This is a genomic window from Bacteroidota bacterium (assembly GCA_018266755.1).
In the GTDB taxonomy this organism is placed as follows: domain Bacteria; phylum Bacteroidota; class Ignavibacteria; order Palsa-1295; family Palsa-1295; genus JAFDZW01.
Genome location: JAFDZW010000005.1, coordinates 561695 through 579990, shown reverse-complemented (window position 1 = coordinate 579990; position 18296 = coordinate 561695). Strand labels below are relative to the sequence as shown.

Genomic DNA, 18296 nt, shown 5'->3' with positions numbered 1-18296 from the left:
ACAACTTACGGTTGGATGTTCACGAGGCCTTCGGATGCGGCTCGCATTTGGATGTTATACAGACGGTAGTAGACGCCGTCCGGGTTCGCCAGCAACTCTTCGTGCGTACCCATCTCGACGATCTTTCCGGAATCGAAAACGGCGATACGATCCGCGTTCTGAATCGTTGAAAGACGATGGGCGATCACGACGGCAGTGCGTTCTTTGAGCAGACGTTCGATCGCTTCCTGTACGAGCATCTCATTCTCCGTATCGAGTGCGCTGGTGGCTTCGTCGAAGACGAGGATGGGGGGATCTTTCAACAAGGCGCGAGCGATGGCAATACGCTGACGCTGACCGCCGCTCAGGCGAACGCCTCGGTCACCGACCATGGTGTCGTATCCGCCCGGGGAGGCAACGATAAAGTCGTGCGCGTTTGCGGCTCTTGCGGCTGCCTCGACCATTTCACGCGTTGCGCTCTTATTGCCATAGGCAATATTATTGTAGATTGTGTCGTGAAAGAGGACGGTGTCCTGTGTGACGATCCCATAGAGCTTACGCAATGAATCGAGGTCATACTCTTTGAGATTGTTTCCTTCGAGCAGGATACGACCGCCGGTGGGATCGTAAAAGCGAGCCAAGAGATCGACGAACGTCGTTTTCCCCGCGCCGCTCGGGCCGACAAGCGCGAGTACTTCGTTCGGTCGCACTTCGAGCGAAATACCGTCGAGTGCATGATCCGTACTGTTGCGATATTGAAACGAAACGTTCTCGAAGACGATCGGAGACGTATGAGCGCTCGGGGCTGGGAGGGTGCCCGGCTTGACTGACGGCACTGCATCGAGTACCGTAAAGATGTTCTCCGAAGCCGCCGAACCTTCGTGTAGTTTACCGACAACTTCCGAAAGAGCACGAACCGGCTGCATGAGCTGGATCATGATGATCAGGAAGAACATCACCTCGCTGCCGTTCATCTGCTTCGCGAACACCTGGTTACCACCGACCCAGAGAATTGTAATGAAGCCGATAATCGCAATCATCTCGTTCATCGGCGAAATGAGTTGACGGATGCGAGTCAGTCGGCGCGAGTACTTGTAATGCTTTTGCGTTTCCTCGCGGAAGCGGGCAGACTCGTACTTCTCCATACCGAACGACTTCACTACTTTGATCGCAGCAATTGTCTCCTGTGCGACGCCGATAAACCCACCGACCTTTTCCTGCACCTTGTGCGCGTATCGTTTGAGCGACTTGCCGATTACATTAATGAGCAAGAGGCTCGCCGCTGCCGCCGCAAATGCAGCGAGCGTTAACTGGACGTTCGTCGAGAGCAGGATGTAGAGAAACGAGAGGATCTGCAACGGCTCTCGAACCGAAGTCGTCATGCTTGATGTAAGCATGCCATTCACGACACCGACATCGTCAGTCACCCTCACAAGAAGATGCCCCATCTTCCGGTCGTAGAAGTAGTCGATCGAAAGGCTCGTGAGCTTATCGAAGACCGTATCGCGCAAGCGTTTGCTCATGCCGCCTTCGACGAGCGACATGAAGTAGTTTGCAGTATACTGGAAGATGTTCTTGAGAAGGTAGGTGATAAAGATGAATACACAGACCCGCAGCAGGGCGTCGGTCCGCGACCCTCTCATGAAATACTCTTTGAACGACTGCAGAATCTCGCTCTTGACGGCGACACTGGCGCCGGGCATGCCCTGGGTTGGCGACGTCTCGCCGAGTACCACTGCCATCGCCGGCATCAACGCGGTGAAGACGAGCGTCGTCGCTGCCGCCGTCAGCAGATTAAATACGACCGCAAATGCGAAGCGGCCGCGGAATGGCTTTGCGAATGGCAGCAGCCGTCGGTAATTACGCCACATATGCCGGGGAGTTAGTGGTAGTGGTCACGGCGTGATGCAACCGGCCGACGAGCGTCGCGATGGCCGAGATGATCGGCTCCGGCGGCAGAGTAGTAAGGTCGCGTGCGTTGGGTACGATCATCTCGAAATCAACACCGACCGGCGTCCAATAATGCAGCGTCGGCGGCATGGGCATATACGCGGCGACAACAGGGATGCCGAGCGCCGAACAGACGTGCACTGCCGACGTATCCGGCGTAATGACCACTTTGCATGTGCCGAGTAACTCGGCGAATTCCCGAAAGCTCTTGGTGACCGGCCCGAGCGTCACGCCACCCGTACCGGCTTCCGCTGCGATAGCTTCAGCCCGAGCCTTGTCGCGTGGATGGAACATCAATATTACTTCGTTTGCCCATTCATGCTCACGGATCGCCTTAGCGACGCCTGCGAACGTCGAGGTCAGCATCTCACGGTCGGGGTGACCGGCACTGATGTTCAATCCGAAGCGGCCGGCAACCGGTTGTACGTTCAGGCCTCGCAAGACCGCTTTCAGGTCGACTGTCTCCGGATCGATACCGAACGGTCGAAGCAGCTCGGCGATCCGCCGGGTGATATGGTACTTGCCCCGGTCGATCAGCGGCACTCTGATATTGTAAACCGGTGCATTATCTTTTTCGACGCCGACCGAATATCTTGCCCCGATCGCGGCAATGAGCATCGACGATGTCGCCGACGGATTATCCATCAGATCGACGACTACGTCGATCGTGCGACGGCGAAGTTTCCGAAGCATCTCGATGTCTTCCAGCGGCCGCTTGCGATAGATGACAATCTCGGCTTCGATCGGTAGCAGCGGAGCGATGTCCTTATTGTTCTCTCCGAGGAGCACGATGAACTTCGCATGCGGATAGCGGCGGCGCATTGCGACGAGCAGGGGAGTTGTAATGATGGCATCGCCGAGGCGATCCTGGCGCAGGAAGAGGATCGTCGGTGTCTCGCCGAGTTCGAGCGGGAGGCCCGGCTGTTCGGGCTCCGAGCGAGACGAGAGCCAACGGATAAATGCTCGCCGTATGGCGATCTCGGCGTCTTTGAGAAGTTGGCTGCTCCGTGTTCGTCCCATAAAATGCAAAAGTCGCTCCCCGTGTACGAGGAGCGACTTTCAAAGATTCGAAGCGCGATCAGCGGCTGACGGTCGACTTTTTGAAGGCTGCAAAGCCCTTCTTGTCGAGCGTACGCAATGCGCGCGCCGTTGCCTTGATCGTGATGAATCGGCCCGTCTCCGGATCCCAGACGCGCTTGGTCTGAAGGTTCGGAAGGAAACGGGTCTTCGTGCGGTTAACCGCGTGCGATACGTGGTTACCGGCCTTTGGGCGAACGCCCGTCAATTCACAAACTCGTGCCATGGTCGTTATCCTTTCAACTTATTTCATGCCCGCTGCGACGAACGGCAGCAGTGCAAGGTGACGTGCATGCTTGATCGAACGCTCGATCGTGCGCTGCCCCTTGGCACTCACGCCCGTGATGCGGTTCGGCAGGATCTTGCCGCGATCGTTGATGAAACGCTCGAGGATTCGGATATCCCGATAATCGAGATACGTAATGCCGCGAAGCTTCAGCGGATCGACCTTCTTCTTATTCGGGTCGCGCTTGTTGTTGCCCTGCTGGCCGCGACCGCCTTGTCCCGGACGGCCCTGTGCCGAGCCCGGTCCTGTTGTTTTCTTGATTGGTGCCATTGGTCCTGATTAAAATCGTATTGCGGGTAATCAGACGATGATCGCGTCTCCGCCGCCTTCGGGCTCGGCCAAACGCGCAATGCGGTCCTCGAACACATACCCGTTCGTACCGGCCTTCTTCGAGATGCCGATGAAACGTACAGGAACGAGCTTCGCCTTCTTGCCGAGCTGCGGCACGAACTCGATCTTCTCGACCGACTGCTTCTTCGTTTTATCGCCGAATGTCTGTTGCTTTGCCATATCGCGTAATTCCTTTTAGAAAACGAGGTTATTCACCCGTAACGGGCGCACTCCTCGAAAAGCCCACTGAAAACGCCGACAAGTCCCCCAAAGTTCGCGAAAAATACAGTATTTAGTATCTTCAGCACAACATCATCACACCACACCCACCACTCCGTCCGCTTCCGGGGACCACCCGCGATGCCGACAAACGAATGCTCGAACGACCGATGTCTGAGTACCATACCGTCGTCGGACTCTTTAATAGATTGGCAGGTGCCGCTCGTTGTGCTGCCGCAGCCAGACGAACAGATTCGGATTCGAGGCGATCTCCGGCTGATCCTTCAGCCACGATTCGGGGATCGACGTCGAGATCTCGTCGATGGTGCCCGAGTCGTGCTTGCCGGGAGAATGCTTGATGTAGCGCTGGTAGAGCGTCAGGTACTGATGTTTCAGCTCCTCCTCGGTCGGGATCTCGGACGACCGTGTATCCGTCTTCGGCCGCGCGGCTCGGCGCTCGCGCTCCTTACGATGTTCTTCCTCGATCGCGTTGAGCCGTCCGAAGAGTTCGGCCCAGCGGGTCTCGTTGAGCGCGTCCGACCGTCTGCGTACATCGCTGGCTTTGGTGTCGGTCACTTCCTGAGCCGCGTGTCGGGCCGCTGATTCGTCGGTGCGCAACTGCTCACCTTGTTCCTGCACTCCCAAGCGTTCGTTGAGCGACTCCCAGCGCATGTCTTCGATCTTGTTCTTCACATCACTGGCTGTCACGCCTTCCTGCACCCGATGTTCCAGGGCAAGGACCTCCTGCTCGTCTTTCACTTCTTGTGCTCGGAGCACATCCATCTCCTGCGACATCGACGTCATCCGTATGTCCTCGTCGCGTTCGAGGCGGTGGCGGATGCGTGCCGACCGCGCGAGCATCACCAGGTACAATGCGAGCAACGGAAAGAGAACCACTACACAACCCGTCAGAAGGATGCGCTCGAAGACGGACTCGATGCCATCGCGCACGAACCGGTCGTAGAGCAACGGGGCGGATAAGAATGATAGGCTCACCGTCACGATGGCGAATTTCTCGGGGAAGTGCTTGAACGCAAGCACGAACAGATTGTGGCGTTTGCCGGAGGCGGGGGGAGAGGCGACAGCGTGAGAAGATCTCATCGGAGCAGACTCCTTTCTGACGAGTCTCAACAAAATCCGCTCGGTAATCAATGCTCCCATTTTCACATGCCACCGACCGCCCACTGCACGCCTGCACCTCACGGGGCGCCCCGCACCCATCGCCGTGCCGTGTGCACCGTGAGCCGGAATTTGAAAAGAGGTATGTCTAAATCATTAGAATTAAACGATATAATATTGCACAGTCCCCGAACTTCCCCAAACACAAACGTCCGCCGAAGCGGACGTTTTTCTGACGATCTGTCTCCCGAGCGGGGGCGCATTGTTCATGTCACAAATATACGGAAATATGTCTCTTTTGTCAATATGCTAACTCCTTATTCTTGAGATTTAATATTACGAGCACCTGAGTAGGGAATAGGCCTTGTAGAGACGCGCAAATGCGCGTCTCAAGATCGAAGATGTCAGTTCATCGCGGGGCATACCGGCTGCCGAAAGTCCCTCCCCAACCCTCCCGTAACGGTATGGCTTATTATTGTCTTTGCTTACGCCGGTTGAAGAGTAAGACTATAAAAGCATCAGGCGTTAGCAAAGAAATAAAATCCCCTTCCCGTTACGGGAAGGGGTAGGGGGGAAGGGGCATTCAATCCACGCCCCTCCACAATTTTATTCTCCTCCAGAGAATTTGCCCAGAGCATAGAATGGTTAGCCCGTAGAGTTGGTACACCAGCTTGTCGAGGTCTCGGCGTCGAGGTAGTCGCAGTTGTGTGCGAGTTGGGTACGTTCCGCGTCGCTGCGCGCACTGACGTGCTAGTTCAGAAGATCGGGCCAGAGGGTTTCCCAATCGGATTCGAACATGCTCAAATCGGCACTCTGACAAGTACGGCTCGTGCCGTCATACATAACCGACCATGTCAGCTGGTCTCCATTTTGTTGCCCAAGTTTGCCTAATTGGAACAGCTCATACAGTGTTGCGCGAGGGATGATCAGGAAACTCAACCACTGCTTATTGCGACGCAACGCAAGGATATAGGTCAGTTCAACGTTTGGCGTCGTCACCAATTGATCTTTTCGGAAATTGAACTGAGCGCTACACGAACCATCAGTGCGCTCGGCGGCGGTCGCCGTCTTAACCTGGACAGGCCAGTATCCCTCTTTACCATCTTCTATTACGAAGACGTCTTCACCTGCATCGATCTCTGGTGTCGCAGCGTTGTACCCACGAGATAAGAGTTCGGATAGTACCGCCAATTCACCGCTGCGACCGATGAACAGCGATCGTCGGTCAGGCATTTGGACGGGAGAAGAGGAGTTGACCAGTCACCGGATCGACAATCTCGTATCCCCCGAATTTTTCCCTCAACTCCGATTCACTCAGCCGTGTAAGAAGTTCTGCTATCTGTTCATATAAGTCGCCGCGTTCTCGTTGAAAATCACTCGCGGTATCGAACGCTATAAAGACACGTGGGAGGGGCTGGATGTTCGGCTCTTTGTCGCGAAGGTTCTGCTTGCTCCGCGGATTCAAACTAAAGGTGTACCCGTCGCGCTGTGTGCTCTGATCTATCTGTAACATGAAAAATGAACAATTGGCAATTCATCGAAAGTTCACTGATTTCCCCCCTCCCCACAATCTCAATCTCCTCCGTAGCCTGCCCTGAGGTACCGAAGGGGCGGGGCCCATACAGTTGGTACGCTAGCTTGTCGAGGTCTCGGCGTCGAGGTGGTCGCGTTTGCGCCCTCGGCTTACATCCTCGCTCTCGCCTCGCACGGAAGTCAACTCTCAACCAACATTGGATACATTCGGCTCTCCGCTACGCGTTTCATTCTGTTCCCGAAAGACGGGTGTTACTGAGAACGATATGTTTGCCGCCTTCAAGTTTGGGCTAGTTACCTGACTCACGTCTTCGTCAGCGTAATAATAATACCCGGCATAGCCAGTATCTGGAAAGAAGAAAAATTTGCGGAAGTTAATAATATTGGAAATCAATTCACCGCACACATTAATCATCCGCAAGTCGCGGTCAATGTCAAAGGTCTTGATATAGTGCGTGTACGGGTCATTCTGTCTCAAGATCGTGTATGTGTCTCCGAAATCGAGATCAACCGTGGCGAGCGAATTACTTAAATTCATTCCAACAATCGTAGGGAACAAACGCAGTCCATGCTTGTACGCATTGTAGTCATCTCTATCGGAAAACTCGCGAGCAGCAACGACAAGAAACTCTCGGATGAAACTGAGAGTCTTCTGGAATCCGTCATCTGGAAGGTCAGGCACATAAATAAAAAAGAAGACATACTGAAGAAATGTTGGCTCGAACAACGAGTCCGCATCGTTGCCAGGAAAGCTGAGTTTCTTGTCCAAGAATCCATCTCTTCCTTCAGAAAATGCTTGAATCCTTGCATAATTCTTCGACCAAGGGGCATCCACCAATGATTGCCAGATATTGGCGTCGTTGCCCGATTCGAGAGCGAAAATCAGCTCAAACAAAGTCTCTATTGCTTGAAAGAATACACCTCGGATCTCAAGTTTCAGACACGTCGCGGCTTCAGTCCCGTCGACACGAAGGTTCTCCAGACCCGCGAAGAAAGCCTCAGATGCTTCCCACTCATGCCTGAGAAGCGAAGCCTTTATTCTAAAGTAGTTTTTTGCGTAGTTTTTGTAAAATGAGGCGTGGTGCCCAGGTAGCATTCTATTCCCTCCCATCCATAATTCTGATCTCCTCGTTCAACCCGTACAGTTGGTACACCAACTTGTCGATCTCCGCGTCGAGGTAGTGGGATTTGCGTTCGAGCTGGGTGCGTTCCGCGTCGCTGCGCGTAGCGGCGAGGCGCTTCATGGCGTTAAACGTTTGTCCAACCTTCAGGGACAGATCGTGTGCTTCGATTTCTTCGAATTGCCGGACGAGATCGGCGACCTCACTGTATGTCTGCTTAAAAGGAGTCATGTGGTACAAATATAAGTTGCGGCGGGTGGCGGAGTTGGGAATCGTGGTGTGCGAAAGGGGACGGACTGAGAGTCCGTCCTACTGGCTGTAATAGAGGTGCTTTTGGTCATGGGGAGGGGCGGTCTGATTTTTCGTTCGATCCTTAAGGGATTCTTCGCTTTGCTCAGAATGACGGGTGGTGTGCGAAAGGAGACGGACTGAGAGTCCGTCCTACTGGCTTGATGGTTCGAATGGCTCCGCCGAAGGGATTCTTCGCTTTGCTCAGAATGACTGGTGGGTTGATGACGGGTGGGGTTCGGGAGGGGCGGGTTCGGGATGGGGTGCGATGAAGTGGAATTCACCAAGTTGTCAGGTCGGCGTCGGAACGAGGTGGTAGTGCTATACAATTGTATGTCTATTCATCATTCAACAACTCGAGTATGAAGCAAGTCGGTCGAAATGTATTCCGTTTACCCTCCGCACATGATTTGATATTCAGTGTTTTGCTCACAGCGGCAGTCTTCGCGGTGGGATGCAGCACGGCGCCGGAATCTGACGGATTCGAGCAACTGCAAGGCGTTTGGAAAATGCTCAATGTTGTCGATACTCCCGCAAGTGTGAATGATTCGGTGAAGATTAACTATATACACTATCTTCAGATCGGGTCGGACAGGTTCATGCGGTTCGGGGTTACTGATTCCAACTTCAGTGACGATGGGCGGATGAAGTTTCGCAATCATAATGACAAGTATTATTACTTCGAACGTACGGTTACTCCGGTCAGCCAATTGAGCCAGCCGTACCGCGTGAACCTCATCACGCAAGACACGATGTCCCTCAATCCATACGGCGATATGCCGGATCTCCTCGGGAGTCGGTTGTTGATTCGGCAGCGCTAAGGAGGGGAGAGGCGGGTAGTTTCGTGGTGTGCGAAAGGGGACGGACTGAGAGTCCGTCCTACTGGGTTGATTATTCGAATGGCTCCGCCGCAGGGATTCTTTGCGTTGCTCAGAATGACGCCGTGGTTGAGTCATCGCGAACCCAGCGTGCGGAGCACTGCCACAGGTGTGAGCCCACGAATTCATTCGTGGGCGGGGTTTGGGGTGCGACGACTGACTCGGTCGTGTGCGAAAGGGGACGGACTGAGAGTCCGTCCTACTGGCTTTAGTAGAAGTGCTTTTGGTTTTGGGGAGGGGCGGACGGATCGTTCGTACGATCCTTAAGGGATTCTTCGCTTTGCTCAGAATGACGTCTTGGGGTAAGCAAGGGCCAAAACTTCGAACTTTTTGGGTTAAAAACCGTTTATATCGGGCTCGAAAAACGTGGGAGTCGGCCTTTGGGGCGACGCCTGAACCACTAAACAAACTACTGCAATGGCAAAGAAAATAACGGGTTACATCAAGCTGCAGATCCCGGGTGGTAAGGCCACTCCGGCTCCGCCGGTTGGTCCCGCCCTTGGCCAAAAGGGCGTGAACATCATGGAGTTCTGCAAGCAGTTCAACGCAAAGACGGCGAAGGCCGACGGCATGATCACGCCGGTCGTGATCACTGTGTATTCCGATAAGAGCTTCACGTTCGTCACCAAGACGCCGCCGGCTGCGGTGCTCTTGCTCAAGGCAGCGAAGCTCGAGAAGGGTTCGAAAGAGTCGAACCGTTCGAAGGTTGGCAAGGTCACTTCGGCTCAGGTCCGCGAGATCGCCGAATTGAAGATGCCGGATCTCAATGCAGCGTCGATCGAGACTGCAATGAGCATGGTCGCAGGTACCGCCCGCTCGATGGGCTTAACAGTGGAGGGATAAGACCATGGCACAGCACGGAAAGCGTTACATCAATTTGAAGAAGAAGACCGACGGCATCAAGTCGTTGCCGGTCACCGAAGCAGTCAAGAAGGTGAAAGAGCTGGCGTCGGCGAAGTTCGACGAGTCAGTCGATATCGCCTTGAACCTCGGCGTCGATCCTCGTAAGGCCGACCAGGCCATCCGTGGTACGGTCGCTCTGCCGCACGGTATCGGTAAGACGGTGCACGTGACGGTCGTGACGAAGAACCAGGAAGCCGCAGCGAAAGCAGCGGGCGCCGATGAAGTCGGTTTCGAGACGATCCTTGAGAAGATCAAGGGCGGTTGGACGGGCACGGACGTGATCGTTGCAACACCGGAAGTCATGGGCGAGCTTGGTAAGCTCGGTCGTGTGCTCGGACCCCGCGGCCTGATGCCGAACCCGAAGTCGGGTACGGTGACGCAGGATGTCGCGACGGCGGTCAAAGAAGTGAAGGCGGGTAAGATCGAATTCCGCGTCGACAAGCAGGGCAATGTTCACTCGACGGTCGGCAAGGCGTCGTTCGATGCAGCGAAGTTGGCGGATAACGTCAACACGTTCATCGCCACGATTCTTCGCGCGAAGCCGGCGAGTGCGAAAGGCCACTACTTGAAGGGCGTCGTAATCTCGACGACGATGGGACCGTCGGTCCGCATCGATACCACCGAAGCGCTCAAGGCGCACGGCTAAGCTGTAGCTTCAACCAAAGGCTATATGCGAAGAGCCGGGCGAGTGATCGTCCGGCTCTTCGACATTTTGGGAGGTTATGCAGTGTGTGCTACTTCCGGCTCCTTGGTTTCGAAGTACTTGGCAAGCAGATCGGGAGCTTTCTCGAAAAGCACACTGAGGCCTTTTGTGGCGTGGGTTGAAATGAACTGGATATGGTCGCCTCGTGTGACGAGGAAGCCAAGCGGTTCGATGCCGGTGCCGCCTGCACCGCCGCCGCCTTCGCCTTTTCCTTTGCCGGACTTGGCGTTGTCGCCCTCGCCTTCGCCGCGTCCGAAGCCGAAGCCAATGCCGAGGCGGATGACCGGAACGCAGGAGAATTCGCCGAGTCGAAATTCTTCGCCGACGACGGTTTTGGTTTGACCCTCTTCCTTGAGGAAGTCGGCCAACTTGGAGATGACATCATCAAAGTGCTCGTTCATTGTCGTAATAGTGCTGAGTTGGATGTTAGGTTAGCAATGCGGCAGCGATCCGGCTGCTTGTCGTTACGAGCCGCATGCGAAGGGTCGAGGTACCCTGAAAATTGAGCTGTATCCGACGTGCACCGTCCGAAAGACGATACGCGATCGGGAAGAGTATCGCATTGAGTGCGAAGTCGCCGGTGTCGAGGTCAAGCTCGAAACGGGTGAGGTCGAATGCCGTTGGGAATTGTCGCACTTTGCGGACAATGTCCGAAGGGGACAGGTGCAACCGTTTCTTTTGCTTCGGTACTCTGGTTTTTGCAGCAGTGGGCTTTCGTTTTGGCATCGATGGTTCGATGTCGATCGGCAACCCGAAGACACGCAACCGAAGTATGAGCTGCGATTCGACGAGCACAACGCGAAGCGAGACTATCCCTCCGATCGCAATACGATACCTGCGACGGACGGAATCGATCTCCAGCGAGATCGGCGCCGCGACGATGAACGTCAGGAGCCCGAGCAGAACGAAGGCGATTATCCACCAGATCATGGTGAGTTCGGTTTGTCGTATGGATGGCTGCAAGAAGTATGCCATCCGCCGCAACGCACGATTCGTGCGTTGATCGGGCAACGACTGCGATGTCTGGTACACGGTACTGAATTCCGAAGACAAGGTTCGTTACGGTTGCTGGTCGTGACGGACTGTGTTGTAACACTTAGATAGAAGACGCTATGGCAGGCTATTCCGGTACGCCGCTCGTAACGAAGCTGGGGATCAAACAGGGGATGCGGCTCTGCATCCTCGGCGCACCGCATGATTTCAGCGATACACTTGGCGAACTGCCCGAAGTACACCAGCTCAAACAGCTCAGAGGTGAGCTCGACTTCGTCTTGTACTTTACCGATTCGGCATCGAAGTTGCATTCGAGGTTCGCATCTCTGGCCGATGCGCTCGTGGTCAATGGGATGCTCTGGATCGGTTGGCCGAAAAAGGCATCGAAGATGAAGACCGATCTCGACGAAAACATAGTGCGCCGCGTCGGGCTCGATGCAGGCTTGGTTGACGTCAAGGTCTGCGCGATCGACGAACGATGGTCTGGCCTGAAGTTCGTCCGTCGTCTGAAGGATCGTTAACAATATTAAACTTAAACAGTAAGCGTGGTTGTTGCCAACGCTTCAAGACTACAGCATATGTCGCATACTCCGCAAAGAACCCATTATGCAGGCGCAGTCGATGCGTCGCTCGTCGGAACTCGTATCGTCGTCAACGGCTGGATCAACTCGCATCGCGATCTGGGCAGCCTGCTCTTCTTCGACGTCCGAGACCGGTTTGGAGTCGTGCAGTGTGTCGTTGAACCGACACCGGAGACGATGTTCCTCTATGAGGAAGGCAAGGGGCTGCGCAGTGAATTTGTCGTCAGCATCGAAGGCACGCTTCGCAAGCGGTCGAACCCGAACCCGAAGATCGCGACCGGCGAAGTGGAGATACTGGTCAGTTCGATCGTTGTGCTCAACGAGGCCGAAGTGCCGCCGTTCGTGATCGAGGACGAGGTCAAAGCAAATGAAGATCTGCGATTGAAGTATCGTTACCTCGATCTTCGGCGCCCGAAGCTGCAGCGCAATTTGCTGATTCGCCATCGGGTCACGAAGTCGATCCGCGATCATTTCGACTCACGCGGCTTCGTCGAGATCGAAACGCCGATGCTCATGAAAGCAACGCCGGAAGGCGCGCGCGATTTTCTGGTGCCGAGCCGCATCCATCCAGGCGAATTCTATGCTCTCCCGCAATCACCGCAGATCTATAAGCAGATCCTCATGGTCGCCGGAATGGATCGCTACTTCCAGATCGTCAAATGTTTTCGCGACGAGGATCTCCGCGCAGACCGACAGCCCGAGTTCACGCAGCTCGACGTCGAGATGAGCTTTCCGGATGAGGAGATGGTCTATGACGTTATGGAACACTGCTTGCGAAAGGTTTGGACTGATGTCGGTCTCGAACTGCCGCCATTCCAGCGCTACTCGTACAAAGAGGTGATGGAGCGTTTCGGCTCCGATAAGCCGGACCTTCGCTACGAAGTCGAGATTGCAACGCTCACCGAGCGTCTTCGCGGTCGCACGGAGTTTAAGGTCTTCAACGATGTCCTGAAAAAGAAGCAGGGCACGATCGGCGCTGTGGTCGTGCCGGGCGGCGCTGCGTGGAGCCGCAAGCAGATCGACGAGATGACCGAGATCGCGAAGACATACGGTGCCGGCGGATTGGTGTGGCTCAAGAAGACAGCAGAAGGCGTCGATTCGAGTGCGAAAAAATTTCTCTCGCCCGAGATTCACACAGAAATCGCGGAAGCATGCGACATGAAGGTCGGCGATCTCGCGCTCATTGCATGCCACGAGAAGTGGAGCCGTGCATACACAATCCTTGGTGCGCTTCGCATCGAAATCGCAAAGCGACTCAACCTCCTCGATGGCAAGCAGTTCGTCTTTGCGCCACTGTGGGTGCTGAACTTCCCGATGTTCGAGCTCGACGAAGAGTCGGGGCAGTACAACGCGATGCACCATCCCTTCACATCTCCGGTCGTCGAAGATTGGCAAAACAAGACGGACGACCTCGCGGCGATCAGAGCACGCGCATACGATATCGTTGTCAACGGGTATGAACTCGGCTCCGGCTCGATCCGTATCCACGACCGCGCATTGCAGTCAGAAGTATTCGACATGCTCGGACTCAGCGAAGAAGAGAAAGAGAAGAAGTTTGGATTCATGCTGAATGCATTCCGCTACGGCGCTCCGCCGCATGGCGGCATGGCACTTGGCATCGATCGTATCACCATGCTCTGCGCAGGCACCGACAATATCCGCGATGTGATCGCCTTCCCGAAAACGACGTCGATGCAAGGCTTGATGGAGGATTGCCCTTCGACGATCGATCCACGGCAGCTTGCCGAATTGAAGATAGCTGTTCGATGATATATTGGCGCCAATCTGTTTGCGGATTGGCTCCTGTTCTCGGTGGTATATTTGTTGGGCATTGGTGCGAGAGTTGCACTTATGCGATGAATTACTGACGGACCACGCGGGATAGCTACTTCAGGGCTCGAACTCTTGCCCTACTCTTACCCCACTCGAAGAACGGCACAGCGTGTCTATTGTCTGATTGATCATCTCTGCTACGATATGAATCGCACGCTGTATCTGTTGGGCATCGCAATCGGATGCATGGTATGCTGTTGTGACATCGGTTCTGTCCGGTCTCAGATCATCTCCTACAAGACTCGTGAAGTTGCTAATTCACTGAACTGTCCGTGGGAGATCCGATGGGGAAAGGACAATTGGATCTGGTTTACCGAACGAGCCGGGAGGTTCAATCGGGTGAATCCGGAAACCGGAGAGCGACATGTGTTGCTGGCCGAATCGGAAGTGTATTCACTCGGCGAGTTAGGAATGCTTGGGTTCGACTTCCATCCTGATTTTCCCGACTCACCGTATGTCTTCATTGATTACACGTATGCCGATTCTACATCGGTGAAGGATACCGTACTATACTTCGAGAAAGTAGTTCGCTATCGGGTTCGCCATGATTCGATCGCCGCGTTGGCATCTTCACACGATACATTGGTGGACCGGATCACGTATGTCGACCATATACGTGCATATAGTGCGCACAATGGCTCTCGCGTCTTGGTGGGGCCTGACCGTAAGTTATATATCACGACGGGCGAGACGTATTTCGATCCGGGCTTGGCACAACAGGATTCCAGCATCAACGGCAAAATTCTGCGCATCAACCTTGATGGAAGCATTCCCGACGACAATCCTTGGCCAGGAAGCAGAGTATGGACGAAAGGGCATCGCAATCCGCAAGGATTGTGGTTCGGACCCGACGGCACATTATATGAGAGTGAACACGGTCCTGCGAACGATGACGAATTTAATATCATCGAGCGAGGACGAAACTACGGCTGGCCGTCGGTGGAGGGCTTTTGCGATAAACCGGAGGAGATGACATTCTGTGCAGACTCGAATGTCGTCGAGCCGGTTGCTGCCTGGACACCGACGCTTGCCGTGTGCGGCATCGAATACTACAATTCGGATAGAATTCCGGAGTGGAAGAACTCAATCTTACTGATGACCCTGAAGGACGAAAGCCTGTGGCATTTGAAACTCGACGATTCCCATCGTACTGTCGTACAACAGAATCGGTACAACCTCCGCCTGCGGACTACCCCCTCCGACACCGGCGAGCTTGCGGGTAGGCTTCGTGATGTGTGCATATCGCCCGACGGAAGAGTGTTTGTTTCGACGAGTAATGTATGGAGCATCGACTGGGTTCCGGATCATATCTTCGAGATCATTCGTACTGGGCTCGACGGGGTAGAAGTACCCCAATCCGGAACATAGCCCGATTGCGGCGAATCCGAATCCTGCCAGCGTGAGTACGACGCTTACCGGGCTTAGCGACGAGCAGTATGTCGTGTCTGTTATCGATATGCTCGGACGAACGGTATTGCAGACGAACATACGCGGAGCGAATCCGACGCTCGATCTGAGAGGAATCACATCAGGAGTGTATACTGTTCTATTACATAGCGGAGCTCACCGCGAGCGTCTCTCGCTCGTTGTCCGCTGATCAATTCCTTCCCCGTAATTGCTTTGCTGAGGGCAAGTATGGCCGATCGCCTTGCTTGCCGTCGTTTTTACTTGTGTGCCCATGCACTTGCATCTCGTTCGCGAGCCGAGCAGTGACGACGTTGCTCGGTACTCCGATCTTCGTTCTTCGCAACAACAAGATCACTTTATTGCCGAAGGCGAGAAGGTCGTATCCCGACTTCTCGAATCGACATTTCATATCGACTCGATCTATCTGACGCCGGAGCACTTCGACCTGAAACGATCGCTGATCGAATCGCATCGTCAATCGGAGGAGATTCGTGTGCTACTGGGCTCGAAAGCCGAGATGGAGCGAATCGTCGGATTTCCGTTGCACCAGGGGATTATGGCGAGCGCTCGCATCCCGACTTCGCCGGATCTTTCGGGTTTGATCGCCCTCGCACCCCATCCGCATCTCTATGTTCTGCTCGACCAGATCGCAGACGCGGAGAACATGGGGGCCATCTACCGAACGGCATTGGCAATGGGGGCAACCGCAATCATTGTCGATCGCAAAAGTGTGAGCCCCTGGAATCGCCGGTCTGTTCGGGTCTCGATGGGAGCGATCTTCCACCTTCCGACCGTCATGGTACCGGAGCTGGCAGCAAGCGTACATACCCTGCGCGATCACGGAGTTCGCACCTACGCTACTACATTATCTACTTCTGCATCGGACCTCCGGGAAACGCCGCTCGGTGGCGATATTGGCCTTGTTTTCGGCTCCGAGGGGTACGGTGTACAACCATCTGTAATAGCCGAGTGTGAGGGAGAAGTCACGCTACCCATGCCGCAATCTATTGACTCTCTTAATGTTGCGGTTGCCCAAGGGGTGTTCCTTTACGAAGCGTTGCGTCAGCGAGGGCTTCGGGCCAAATAGGGGCGGATATAGCCATAACAACTACGAAATCAGGGTATTTAGGAACTATCCCGTAAAAAAATCGCTTTGTACCGTGCTCTAAATCCGTCCGAGAACGGAGGGGTTTCCGTACTTTTTTTCTGGAGAACGAACGTGTCGAAGAAAACGAACACTTATGCGCTAAAGACCTACTCCGCCAAGGAAGGCGAAGTCAAGCGCGACTGGTATATTGTCGATGCAGAAGGTCAAACAGTCGGCCGCCTTGCAACCAAGGTTGCGAGCGTCCTTCGCGGCAAGCACAAGCCGCAGTTCACCCCGCATACCGATACCGGTGATTTTGTTGTCGTGATCAACGCCGACAAGATTCGCCTTACCGGTAAGCGCGAAGACCAGAAAGAGTACTACCACAATACACTCTATCCGGGTGGCGCACGCTTCACGAAGTTCAAAGACATGCGTTCGACCCATCCGGACCGCATCGTCGAGCTTGCCGTGAAGGGCATGCTCCCGAAGAATTCGCTCGGTCGTCGCACCGGCATGAAGTTGAAAGTGTACGCTGGCGCAGAGCACCCGCATGCTGCACAGCAACCCAAGACGTTGAAGATCGCATAACTCGTTAGACCGAACCTATGGCAAAGCACCACGCATCGATCAATGTCGGCCGCCGCAAGAACGCGGTCGCACGTGTCCACCTCACTCCGGTCTCCGACGGCAAGCCGATGAATATCTCGGTCAACGGAAAAGAGTTTGAGCGGTATTTCGCGAACCCGATTCACCGTGAGGATGTCGTTCGTCCGCTGAAGGCTACCGGTCAGTTCGGCAGCTATAGCGTCACGGCAAATGTGATGGGTGGCGGCACCAGCGGCCAGGCCGGCGCAGTGCGTCTGGCGATCGCCCGCTCGCTCGTCGAGATCAACGCAGAATTTAAGCCCGTGCTTCGTAAGGAAGACCTCATGACGCGCGATCCGCGTATGGTCGAACGCAAGAAGTACGGACGTCCGAAAGCGCGTAAGAGATTCCAGTTCTCGAAGCGCTAACGCAAGTGTGTTCGGGGTGGCCGGTTGTTGATGATTGGCGTTATTCCAAGCATCGACCACCGGTTGCTCCGGGCAGAATTAATACCATATATGCTCTTCGCTTGAGTCGGCTCTGGTCACGCGTTGCGTGTGATCCGACGAGAAGGGTATAGAGATCAAACCAACCAACACAATGAGAATCAAGTTAGAAGACCTGCTCGCCGCCGGTGCGCATTTCGGGCATTTGACCCGTCGCTGGAATCCGAAGATGAAGCCGTACATCTTCATGGAGCGCAACGGCATCCACATCATCGACCTCAACAAGTCGCAGCAACTTGCCGAAGAGGCGCTCAATGCCGCCGAGAAGATGGCTGCCGAAGGCAAGCGCTTCCTCTTCGTTGCAACCAAGAAGCAGCTCCGTGGCGCAGTGAAGGAAGAAGCCGAGCGTTGCGGTCAGCACTTTGCGACCGATCGCTGGCCGGGCGGTATGCTCACCAATTTTACGACTATCCGCAAGTCCATCAAGCGTCTGCGCGACCTTGAAAAGTGGGAAGAGGATGGCTCGATCGAGAATTACACCAAGAAGGAACAGCTCCTGTTCTCTCGCGAGCACGAGAAGCTCAACGGCACGCTCGGCGGTATCGCCGACATGCGCGGACTTCCGGGTGCGATGATCATCATCGACATCAAGAAGGAGCACATCGCAGTGAAGGAAGCCCGTACACTCGGCATTCCGATTTTCGCACTCGTCGATACGAACGTCGATCCGGATCTCGTCGATTATCCGATCCCGGCGAACGACGATGCGCTTCGTTCCGTCCAGCTCTTCATCCATGCCTTTGCCGATGCGATCAATTCCGGTCGCGCCGCAGCAAAAGTCAAGCGGCTCGATGAAGGCGCGTCGAAGGAAATGGCTCAGAAGGAAGCCGACATCGACGAGATCGAAGAAACCGCTGCTGTCCAAGGCTAAGCCGGAACGTACATCGATCTCCGCGGACGGCGAGCCTTCTTTAA

General features: G+C 54.8%; 22 protein-coding genes. 11 read left to right on the top strand and 11 right to left on the bottom strand.

Translation table 11 applies throughout. The features are described from left to right. Nucleotides 1–5: 5 nt before the first annotated feature. The 9 genes from JSS75_07025 to JSS75_06985 all read right to left on the bottom strand — a co-directional run bounded on the left by JSS75_07025 (nt 6) and on the right by JSS75_06985 (nt 7845). Complete coding sequence (locus JSS75_07025; protein MBS1903436.1) at nt 6–1850, bottom strand: ABC transporter ATP-binding protein; 1845 nt, start codon at nt 1848–1850, stop codon at nt 6–8. Then, entirely contained in the window at nt 1840–2949 is a 1110-nt protein-coding gene (locus JSS75_07020) for a glycosyltransferase family 9 protein (GenBank protein ID MBS1903435.1), read from the bottom strand. Before JSS75_07020 ends, JSS75_07025 begins: the two co-directional genes overlap by 11 nt. A 58-nt stretch (nt 2950–3007) precedes the next feature. Further along, a complete protein-coding gene (gene rpmB / locus JSS75_07015; protein ID MBS1903434.1) occupies nt 3008–3232 on the bottom strand; it encodes a 50S ribosomal protein L28 in 225 nt (74 codons plus the stop codon). 18 nt (nt 3233–3250) lie between these two features. Beyond that, on the bottom strand, nt 3251–3562 hold the full coding sequence (locus JSS75_07010; protein ID MBS1903433.1) for a 30S ribosomal protein S18: 312 nt from the start codon (nt 3560–3562) through the stop codon (nt 3251–3253). A 30-nt stretch (nt 3563–3592) separates the two neighbouring features. Continuing rightward, a complete protein-coding gene (locus tag JSS75_07005) occupies nt 3593–3802 on the bottom strand; it encodes a hypothetical protein (protein MBS1903432.1) in 210 nt (69 codons plus the stop codon). A 240-nt stretch (nt 3803–4042) separates the two neighbouring features. Further along, nucleotides 4043–4942 (bottom strand): hypothetical protein, encoded by a 900-nt coding sequence (locus JSS75_07000; GenBank protein MBS1903431.1) that lies wholly within the window; start codon nt 4940–4942, stop codon nt 4043–4045. Between the two features lie 768 nt (nt 4943–5710). Further along, a complete protein-coding gene (locus tag JSS75_06995) occupies nt 5711–6193 on the bottom strand; it encodes a hypothetical protein (protein ID MBS1903430.1) in 483 nt (160 codons plus the stop codon). Between the two features lie 487 nt (nt 6194–6680). Next, the gene (locus JSS75_06990) at nt 6681–7589 is read right to left on the bottom strand and encodes a hypothetical protein (protein ID MBS1903429.1); all 909 of its coding nucleotides are present in this window, start codon (nt 7587–7589) and stop codon (nt 6681–6683) included. A 1-nt stretch (nt 7590) separates the two neighbouring features. Beyond that, nucleotides 7591–7845, bottom strand: coding sequence for a hypothetical protein (locus tag JSS75_06985; protein ID MBS1903428.1), 255 nt, complete (start codon nt 7843–7845; stop codon nt 7591–7593). Nucleotides 7846–8327: 482 nt separating this feature from the next. On the opposite strand from JSS75_06985, the gene JSS75_06980 reads away from it, so the two are divergent. The 3 genes from JSS75_06980 (at nt 8328) to JSS75_06970 (ending at nt 10329) form a co-directional block, all read left to right on the top strand. Continuing rightward, the gene (locus tag JSS75_06980; GenBank protein ID MBS1903427.1) at nt 8328–8723 is read left to right on the top strand and encodes a hypothetical protein; all 396 of its coding nucleotides are present in this window, start codon (nt 8328–8330) and stop codon (nt 8721–8723) included. 474 nt (nt 8724–9197) lie between these two features. Next, nucleotides 9198–9623, top strand: coding sequence for a 50S ribosomal protein L11 (gene rplK, locus JSS75_06975; GenBank protein ID MBS1903426.1), 426 nt, complete (start codon nt 9198–9200; stop codon nt 9621–9623). 4 nt (nt 9624–9627) lie between these two features. Then, nucleotides 9628–10329 carry a 50S ribosomal protein L1 gene (locus tag JSS75_06970; protein MBS1903425.1) on the top strand — a complete coding sequence of 234 codons (702 nt, stop codon included), beginning with the start codon at nt 9628–9630 and terminating at the stop codon, nt 10327–10329. 74 nt (nt 10330–10403) lie between these two features. On the opposite strand, the gene JSS75_06965 is transcribed toward JSS75_06970, so the two are convergent. Further along, the gene (locus JSS75_06965; protein MBS1903424.1) at nt 10404–10787 is read right to left on the bottom strand and encodes a GerW family sporulation protein; all 384 of its coding nucleotides are present in this window, start codon (nt 10785–10787) and stop codon (nt 10404–10406) included. Between the two features lie 25 nt (nt 10788–10812). Next, the gene (locus JSS75_06960; protein MBS1903423.1) at nt 10813–11418 is read right to left on the bottom strand and encodes a hypothetical protein; all 606 of its coding nucleotides are present in this window, start codon (nt 11416–11418) and stop codon (nt 10813–10815) included. Nucleotides 11419–11498: 80 nt separating this feature from the next. On the opposite strand from JSS75_06960, the gene JSS75_06955 reads away from it, so the two are divergent. From JSS75_06955 to rpsB, 8 genes are all read left to right on the top strand, one after another. Further along, nucleotides 11499–11900, top strand: a complete 402-nt coding sequence (locus tag JSS75_06955) for a DUF3052 domain-containing protein (protein MBS1903422.1) — start codon at nt 11499–11501, stop codon at nt 11898–11900. A 57-nt stretch (nt 11901–11957) separates the two neighbouring features. Further along, nucleotides 11958–13730, top strand: coding sequence for an aspartate--tRNA ligase (aspS, locus tag JSS75_06950; protein MBS1903421.1), 1773 nt, complete (start codon nt 11958–11960; stop codon nt 13728–13730). Between the two features lie 207 nt (nt 13731–13937). Then, complete coding sequence (locus JSS75_06945) at nt 13938–15161, top strand: PQQ-dependent sugar dehydrogenase (protein MBS1903420.1); 1224 nt, start codon at nt 13938–13940, stop codon at nt 15159–15161. Between the two features lie 31 nt (nt 15162–15192). Further along, nucleotides 15193–15390, top strand: coding sequence for a T9SS type A sorting domain-containing protein (locus tag JSS75_06940; GenBank protein ID MBS1903419.1), 198 nt, complete (start codon nt 15193–15195; stop codon nt 15388–15390). A gap of 81 nt (nt 15391–15471) precedes the next feature. Continuing rightward, entirely contained in the window at nt 15472–16287 is an 816-nt protein-coding gene (locus JSS75_06935; GenBank protein MBS1903418.1) for an RNA methyltransferase, read from the top strand. Nucleotides 16288–16419: 132 nt separating this feature from the next. Beyond that, a complete protein-coding gene (gene rplM, locus JSS75_06930) occupies nt 16420–16878 on the top strand; it encodes a 50S ribosomal protein L13 (GenBank protein ID MBS1903417.1) in 459 nt (152 codons plus the stop codon). Between the two features lie 17 nt (nt 16879–16895). Next, entirely contained in the window at nt 16896–17303 is a 408-nt protein-coding gene (gene rpsI, locus JSS75_06925; GenBank protein ID MBS1903416.1) for a 30S ribosomal protein S9, read from the top strand. 172 nt (nt 17304–17475) lie between these two features. Further along, nucleotides 17476–18252: a 30S ribosomal protein S2 gene (gene rpsB / locus JSS75_06920; protein ID MBS1903415.1), complete on the top strand. Its 777-nt coding sequence runs from the start codon at nt 17476–17478 to the stop codon at nt 18250–18252. Nucleotides 18253–18296 lie beyond the last annotated feature (44 nt).